Origin of the sequence: Caballeronia telluris (assembly GCF_001544495.1) — a bacterium.
GTDB classification, from domain to species: domain Bacteria; phylum Pseudomonadota; class Gammaproteobacteria; order Burkholderiales; family Burkholderiaceae; genus Caballeronia; species Caballeronia telluris.
Map to the genome: position 1 here is coordinate 1 of NZ_FCNZ02000120.1, position 1,530 is coordinate 1,530.

A 1,530-nucleotide genomic window follows, 5' to 3' on the forward strand; every position below is an offset into this window, starting at 1 on the left:
TCAGACAGCGCGGCGCACCATCAATTCCTTGATCTTGCCGATCGCCTTTGTCGGATTGAGCCCCTTCGGGCACACATCCACGCAGTTCATGATCGTATGGCAACGGAACAGACGATACGGATCTTCCAGGTTGTCGAGGCGTTCACCCGTCGCCTGATCGCGGCTGTCCGCAATGAAACGATAGGCTTGCAACAGGCCCGCCGGTCCCACGAACTTGTCCGGATTCCACCAGAAGCTCGGGCACGACGTCGAGCAGCTCGCGCACAGAATGCATTCGTAAAGACCGTCGAGTTCGTCGCGTTCTTCCGGCGACTGCAGACGCTCCTTCTCCGGCGGCGGCGTGTCGTTGATCAGGTACGGCTTGATCGAATGGTACTGATTAAAAAATTGCGTGAAGTCGCAGATCAGGTCGCGCACCACCGGCAGCCCCGGCAACGGACGCAGCACGATCTTCTGCGGCAAGTCGTTCATGTTCTGCAAACACGCCAGACCGTTCTTGCCGTTGATGTTCATCGCGTCCGAACCGCACACGCCCTCGCGACACGAGCGACGGAACGACAGCGTTTCGTCGACCGATTTGAGCTTCAGCAATGCATCGAGCAGCATGCGTTCGTGCGAGTCGATGTCAATCTCGTAGCTCTGCATGCGCGGCGCCGCGTCCTTGTCCGGATCGTAGCGGTAAATTTCAAATGTTCTCTTTGCCATGTCGATATACCCTTAGAACGTACGCGCCTTCGGCGGCACCGATTCGACCGTCAGCGGCTGCATCTTCACCGGCTTGTAGTCGAGACGATCGCCCTCGCTGAACCACAGCGTATGGCGCATCCAGTTTTCGTCGTCGCGATTCTCGAAGTCGCTGTGCGCATGCGCGCCGCGGCTTTCCTTGCGCGCCTCGGCCGACACCATCGTCGCGCGCGCCACCTCGATCAGGTTCGCCAGTTCCAGCGCTTCCACCTTCGCGGTGTTGAACACCTTCGACTTGTCCTTCAGGTGCACATGCTTCACGCGCTCGGTCAGTTCATTGACCTTGCCGACGCCCTCTTCCAGCAGCTTCGACGTGCGGAACACGCCCGCATGCGCCTGCATCGACGCGCGGATGTCGCCCGCGATCGACTGCGTGTATTCGCCCGAGGTCGACTTCTCCAGCACCGACAGACGTTCGAGCGCGAAGTCGGCGGCGTCCGCCGGCAGCGGCTTGTGCTCCTTCATCTCCATCGCGTGCTTGATGATGTGGTTGCCCGCCGCGCGGCCGAACACCACCAGGTCGAGCAGCGAATTCGTGCCCAGACGATTCGCGCCGTGCACCGACACGCACGAGCATTCGCCCACTGCATAGAAGCCGTTGACCGGATCGTCGTAGCCCTTGGCCGTACCGACCACCTGTCCGTGGATGTTGGTCGGAATGCCGCCCATCTGATAGTGGATGGTCGGCACGACGGGAATCGGTTCCTTGATGCAATCGACGTTCGCGAACTTCAGCGCGATCTCGCGGATCGACGGCAGACGCTTCATGATCGTCTCGGCGCCGAT

Annotated in this window: 2 protein-coding genes; both read right to left on the minus strand. The window is 60.6% G+C overall.

What is annotated here, in order from left to right:
- Positions 1 to 705 carry a succinate dehydrogenase iron-sulfur subunit gene (locus AWB66_RS32465; RefSeq protein ID WP_087634048.1) on the minus strand — a complete coding sequence of 235 codons (705 nt, stop codon included), beginning with the start codon at positions 703 to 705 and terminating at the stop codon, positions 1 to 3.
- A 12-nt stretch (positions 706 to 717) separates the two neighbouring features.
- Positions 718 to 1,530, minus strand: an 813-nt coding sequence (locus AWB66_RS32470; RefSeq protein ID WP_125469891.1) for an FAD-binding protein, incomplete at its 5' end; no start/stop codon positions are given.

Bases quoted from the DNA above. Each gene is read 5' to 3' on its own strand.
- AWB66_RS32465 (WP_087634048.1), bottom strand. From the start codon at position 705: ATGGCAAAGAGAACATTTGAAATTTACCGCTACGATCCGGACAAGGAC.